This is a genomic window from Mycobacterium sp. (genome assembly GCF_052145595.1).
GTDB lineage: Bacteria > Actinomycetota > Actinomycetes > Mycobacteriales > Mycobacteriaceae > Mycobacterium.
Map to the genome: position 1 here is coordinate 1 of NZ_JBKQOI010000045.1, position 5,305 is coordinate 5,305.

The window sequence follows — 5,305 nt, forward strand, 5'->3', positions numbered from 1 at the left end:
TTCCCGGACGTCAGGATGTTTTGGCGTACCTGCTGACTAAGTCGTCTTCCCCGAACGTGCTCGTGTGCTGCAAGCCTTCGGCGTCGCGGCCGAAGAATGTCCACTGCCGTGGAGTTGCCTGCGGCCCGCTGATCATCTTGACCGTGTAGCGCAGACCGATGGCACGCGCCGTTCCGATGATGTCACCGACCCGGATCTGCGAGGGATGGATCTGGGGCGCCTCGCACCCGCTCTGTATGGCCATGCCCACCCGTCCTCATCTGTGTTGCTTTCACACTACCCGGGATTTGCGTCCCTCGCCGACAGTTGGCAGATCGGTAGGCGCCGCGCCAGTTAGGTAAGGCTGGCGCATGTCCCTGAGTGGCGCCCGCAGACAAGACTTCGCCGCAGTGGCGCTATCGGTTTCAGTCGAATCGCGCGCGGTTTGTTCCGCAATCATCTGCACAGTTTTGAACCGGAAGTGTCCATGGCGACGGCGGGGCTGGAATTCGACGCGCCTACCCAGAGTGCGCTCGTTTGGGCTTAACGGCCGGTAGTGTCACTTTTTGACCTCATAGGTCCCCCGAGATGGCCGAAGCTGGTCTGACGCCAGCCCTGGATTATGGGGGAGGTGGCGATGAGCAGATTCGTTGAGTCGATGCTCAGCAGTGCGGAGTCAAGTACTCATGGCCTGGTGACCGGTGAGCCAGGTGCGCCGGTTCGCTCTCCCTGGGGTGAGGTTCATCAGCGGGCCAGGCGGGTGGCTGGTGGTTTGGCCGCATTGGGGGTCGGCCCGGGTGATCGGGTCGGTGTGCTGGCCGGTGCCCCGGTCGAGATCGCGCCGACCGCGCAGGGTGTGTGGTTGCGGGGCGCGTGTTTGACGATGTTGCATCAGCCGACCCCCCGCACCCACCTGCAACTGTGGGCGCAGGACACGTTGGCGGTCATCCGCATGATCGAAGCCACGACGGTGATCGTCTCGGATCCGTTCATGGCTGTCGCCGCGGTGTTGGCCGAGCATGGCGTTACGGTGGTGACGATCGCCGAGCTGCTGGCCGCTGCGCCGATCGACGCGGTGGGCAGCGGTGAGGACGATCTGGCGCTGTTGCAGTTGACGTCGGGCTCGACGGGTTGCCCCAAAGCAGTGGTGATCACCCATGCCAATGTGATTTCCAACGCCGAGGCGATGTTCTCCGGCGCCCACTACGACCTGGATACCGATGTGATCGTGAGCTGGTTACCGCTGTTTCATGACATGGGTATGACCGGGTTTTTGACGGTGCCGATGTTGTTCGGTGCCGAGTTGGTCAAGATCACCCCGGTCGACTTCTTGACCGATATCTTATTGTGGCCCAGGTTGATCGACAAATACCGGGCCACGATGACCGCGGCGCCGAACTTTGCGTACGCATTGCTGGCGAAGCGGTTACGACGGCATGCCAAGCCTGGCGACTTTGATTTGTCGTCGTTGCGGTGGGCACTGTCGGGTTCTGAACAGGTCGAACCGGCCGATGTAGAGGACTTGTGTGAGGCCGGGGTGCCGTTCGGGCTGCGCCCCGAGGCGATCCTGCCCGCCTATGGGATGGCCGAAACCACAGTGGCAGTGTCATTTTCGCAATGCGGCGGCGGACTGGTCGTTGATGAAGTGGACGCCGACATGCTCGCGGTACTGCGCCGGGCGGTGCCCGCCACCACGGGCAACACCCGCCGACTCGCGTCACTGGGTCCAATGCTCAACGGCATACAGGCCCGCATCGTCGATGAGGATGGCGCCGTCGAGCCAATCCGCGGTGTAGGGCTCATCGAGGTACGAGGAGATCCAGTGACATCCGGATACGTCACGACGGGCGGTTTTGTGGCCGCCCAAGACGACCAAGGCTGGTTGAGCACCGGGGATCTGGGATATCTGACTGAGCACGGCCATGTTGTGGTCTGTGGTCGTGCCAAGGACGTGATTATCATGGCCGGACGCAACATCTACCCCACTGATGTAGAACGTGCGGCTCGGCGAGTCGTCGGCGTGCGCGCAGGTTGTGTGGCGGCGGTACGACTCGACGCCGGTCATTCCCGGGAATCGTTTGCCGTGGCCGTGGAATCAAACAACGTCGACGACCCTGCGCAGGTACGGCGCATCAAGCACGAGGTGGCCCACGAAGTCTTCACCGAAGTTGCGGCGCGGCCACGCAATGTGGTGGTACTGGCCCCGGGTGCGATCCCCAAGACACCGTCGGGCAAGCTGCGCCGGGCGTACGCGCTGTCACTGGTCACCTGACAGGCACCATGGGGCTGTCGCCGGAACCGATGCTGGTGGGCGTAGCGTTAACTGTGAGCCGTTTCGTTGTCAACGGTGGTCCATCGCGACTCGATCCGGGTGACCCCCACGGGCAATGTGATTCCTCCGTCTGCCCCGCGCCCGCGGGACAGACGATGCCGACCGTGAGGGAACCACCCGTGGATTATCAGCACCTGGTGATGGTGCGACACCTGGATGTACCGAGTCCGGCTTTCGCGCGCAGCAGACGTGTCACCGTGATCATCGGGCGCACCCAGTGCCAACAGGGGCACCTGCGATGATTTATCCGATCCGAGCCCGACGCCAAGCCAATCCGCTCCGGCTGTCGGTTGCTCACGAGCTCGGCCGCGACATCGACGGCGCGTGGTGGCCGCGTGCAGATCGCATCACCAACGAATTACCGAACCTTGTCGCGGTCCTGACTCCCTTGCTCGGAGACATCACCTCCATCAACGTCAACTGGTCACCGCTGCAACGACCACCTGACCTCAACTGGCCGGGATGGGAACACAAACGCCAGCACGTAATGACCGTCAGCGGCGCACACGCTTGCATCAACCTGCTGATCGTCTCGTATGCGACCCACAGCGCGCTCGCCTTGATGGTGATGCGCTGCGCCGCTAACCTACCCGTCGAGGCTGCGGACCGCGACAAGCCCGCATTTCTTACCGCGGGCTCGATCCTGCGAGCCGCCCAACAACAACGTGAATGTGCTTCCGGTTACTAGTCGCAACGGAAGACAAGCCCACGGCCGCCAGCTCAACAACAGTGGCCAGGGGCGAGATCGAAACCGCCGACCTTCCGCTTTTCAGGCGGAGTTCCGGCCTACACCAACGTGTTTCAGCCGGTCGAAACAGGCCAAAGAGCATCAGTTGGCCGCGTTGGAGCAGCTGACCCACGGGTTTGGGCCCCATTTTGGCCCCATGGATTCGGCTTCCCGGCTGGCGGTTTGATGCGTGATTCGAACCGGTGTCACGTGTTCCGGCAATCGGTTTACTTCTGAATGTCATTCGGCAGGCCGGCGAAATCTGTAATGACCGCGTGACAGGTTTGCTTCGCGTACTGAGGTTTGCGCCGTCGCGTTATACGGAGGTCCATCCGAATTGTCTCGAACATGGTCCGGTTAAGTAGTCAACTACGCAGCCCGCCCGGCCCTGAAGTAGACGACTACTGCAGACCGCCCCGTCGATTCGTGTGAGGTTGGTTTGCGCAATACCTGGTCACACCACGACCGCCAGCGCAACCACGCCCGAACGCGAGCCACGCCAGCAGGGCAAGACTCTCATCGGTGCCGGGCTGCGCTCCGGTCTCGTCCAGGTCGGCCCGACGAGCTGATGGGTGGATGGACATGTCGTATGTGATCGCGGCGCCGGAAATGATGGCGGCGGCGGCAGCGGATTTGGGGACTATCGGTTCGACGCTGAGCGTAGCGCACACGGCCGCGGCAGCCCCGACCGCTGCGTTGGTACCCGCGGCCGCCGATGAGGTGTCGGCGAGTATCACGCACCTGTTCTCCGCGTATGCCCAGGACTATCAGGCGCTGGCCGGGCGGGCGGCGGCGTTTCATGAGCAGTTCGTACAGCACTTGAATGCGAGTGCGCACTCGTATGCCAGCGCTGAGGCCGCCAACGCCTCGTCGTTGCGGTCATTGAATGCGAGTACAGCATCGCATGCCAGCGCGAGCGCCGTGTCACAGCAGTTACTCTATGATTTGCTTATCGGCTACGTTTATTTGCTGGAGGGTTACTCCTCTGTTTTGCAGTATTTGGCTCTTTTGCCCAGCACTATCCCGAACCCGTTGCTCCAGGCACTGGCAGCTGCGGTGATAACACAACTTGAACCTCTATTCACTGCGTTATCGATTTTGCTCCTCCTTCCAGTCCTTCCAATCCTCATCCTCGGCTGAATCCAAGCTTGAGGGCTAATCTGTGAGGCTGTCATGCCATCAGAACCGCGTTCCTCGACACGATTAAGCACAGCTGGACCCAAGAATTCCTAATCGGTTCTCAACGGCTATCGGCCACCGGTTGTCGTCGTGCCGACTCAGTATGGCAATACTGAAATCACTACCGGCGCCAAGCGCATGCCGTCAGGGCCGTCACTGTGTTCCCGCCCTGGGGCGGGGTAGCAGGGCGGCGAGTTCGTCGCGGGTGGTGGTTCCGGTCTTCAACATCGCCCGATAGACGTGGCTTTCGACGGTGCGTACGGACAGAGTCAGTCGATCGGCAATTTCGCGGCTGGACAATCCCTCACCGATCAGCATCACGATCTCGCGTTCCCGATCGGTCAGCGGCAAGGGTTCGCCAGCCTGACGAAGCGCCGAAGTACTGGCGCCGCATTGTTCGGCCAGAGCGGCGGCGCGTATCGAGCAACCCAACGCCGATCCCCGAAGGCCTTGCCGGCGATATGCCAGGGCGGCGTGGGCGGCCGCATCGACGGCAGCAACAAGATCGCCCAGACGCTCGAATTCTTCTGACACCGAGGCCAATTGGGCGGCGCCGCCATCGCGCAGGGCCTCGGCGAACCGCGCGGCCACGCCAACACGGGGCCCCTCGACGATCCCCTCGAGCTCACGCAACCGAGGTGCGCCCGAACAGTCCCCGAACTGGGTGGCGGTCTGCAGACACATCACTTCCGCTGCGAATTGCCCCTTAGCGGCGGCCCGTTGGGCCGCCGACCACCAGACGGCGATCGCCTCACTGACGGCGCCCTGGCCCGCGACCACCCACGCCCGGGCCAGGCTGAGCTCATAGTCCAGCAACCGAAAAGGACGTCGCAGCTTGTCGAGCGCGGCAACCGCGGCGGCTGCCTCCACGGTTGCACCGCACATCGCGAGCGCAGTCGCGCGTGGCACGTGATAGCGGTACCCCCAACCCGAAGCATGCGTGGCGGACAGTCCTACTGCCGCCTGTTCGAGCAACGCACCCGCGGAATGAAGGCGTCCGGCACCAAGGGCGGCCTGACCCACCACGGCAGCACCGAGTAATTGAGCCGCCCCCGGAAGGTCTGCCGCCTGCCGGCGCACCCGCTCGG

The 5,305-nt window shown here is 63.0% G+C and carries 5 protein-coding genes; 3 read left to right on the forward strand and 2 right to left on the reverse strand.

Going from position 1 to position 5,305, the window contains the following annotated elements:
• Nucleotides 1-10: 10 nt before the first annotated feature.
• Nucleotides 11-244: a hypothetical protein gene (locus tag ACLP4W_RS02810; RefSeq protein WP_442383915.1), complete on the reverse strand. Its 234-nt coding sequence runs from the start codon at nucleotides 242-244 to the stop codon at nucleotides 11-13.
• Between the two features lie 372 nt (nucleotides 245-616).
• On the opposite strand from ACLP4W_RS02810, the gene ACLP4W_RS02815 reads away from it, so the two are divergent.
• From ACLP4W_RS02815 to ACLP4W_RS02825, 3 genes are all read left to right on the forward strand, one after another.
• Complete coding sequence (locus ACLP4W_RS02815) at nucleotides 617-2,251, forward strand: fatty acyl-AMP ligase (protein WP_442383917.1); 1,635 nt, start codon at nucleotides 617-619, stop codon at nucleotides 2,249-2,251.
• Nucleotides 2,252-2,549: 298 nt separating this feature from the next.
• On the forward strand, nucleotides 2,550-2,999 hold the full coding sequence (locus tag ACLP4W_RS02820; RefSeq protein WP_442383919.1) for a DUF5994 family protein: 450 nt from the start codon (nucleotides 2,550-2,552) through the stop codon (nucleotides 2,997-2,999).
• Between the two features lie 621 nt (nucleotides 3,000-3,620).
• A complete protein-coding gene (locus tag ACLP4W_RS02825; protein ID WP_442383921.1) occupies nucleotides 3,621-4,178 on the forward strand; it encodes a PE family protein in 558 nt (185 codons plus the stop codon).
• Between the two features lie 192 nt (nucleotides 4,179-4,370).
• On the opposite strand, the gene ACLP4W_RS02830 is transcribed toward ACLP4W_RS02825, so the two are convergent.
• Nucleotides 4,371-5,305, reverse strand: a 935-nt coding sequence (locus ACLP4W_RS02830; protein WP_442383923.1) for a helix-turn-helix transcriptional regulator, incomplete at its 5' end; no start/stop codon positions are given.